A 744-nucleotide genomic window follows, 5' to 3' on the forward strand; every position below is an offset into this window, starting at 1 on the left:
GGCTCCGAGGTGATTTCGGTGACGGACGCGGCATCGGGCAAGGTGTGGGCGGTGTCGCCTTCCACGGTCAACGGTTTTGACGAGGAAGCCACCGAGCCGGTGCTGGTGGGCTCTGAGGGCACCGTTTCGGCGGTGGGGGAGGATGACCGGATCTACTCGGCCGATCCAAAGTCAGGCGTGGTGACGGTAACTGGTGTTGACACCAACGGTGGTGTCACGTCCTCGGAGTCTGAAACCTGGGGCGAGTTGAAGGGTTCGGGTGACCTGCAGTTGGCCGTGGTGGGGGATAAGCCGGTTGTCCTCGATGCGGCCGCGGGAAAGCTCATCCTGCCGGGCGGCAGGCGACTGCAGCTGGACAACGCCCGCGAGGCCAAGTTGCAGCAGGGCGGTCCCGCCAGTGACTTTGTAGCGATCTCCACACAGAAGGCGCTGCTGAAGCAGCCCCTCGATGGCGGCACGGCGAAAACGGTGGCGTTCGACGGCGAAGGCATCCCGGCCGCGCCCGTCCAGTTGGGCGGGTGTGTCCACGCGGCCTGGTCCGGTGCCAACAAGTACGTCCGTGACTGCACGAACGACGCTGATGACAAGAACGTGGACGTGCCCAAGGCGAGTGCGTCGCCGTCGTATGTTTTCCGGGTGAACCGGGACCTGGTGGTCCTGAACGACGTGAACTCGGGCAACGTATGGCTGGTGAACCAGAACATGCAGCTGGTGAACAACTGGGACGACGTCATTCCACCCAAG

At 64.0% G+C, this 744-nt stretch carries 1 pseudogene; it reads left to right on the plus strand.

Features of this window, described 5'->3' with window-relative positions:
* Positions 1 to 744, plus strand: a pseudogene (locus AC5RV1_RS21350) (Ig-like domain-containing protein); the annotation flags it as partial.

The organism is Arthrobacter sp. Hb9-2, from assembly GCF_059091165.1.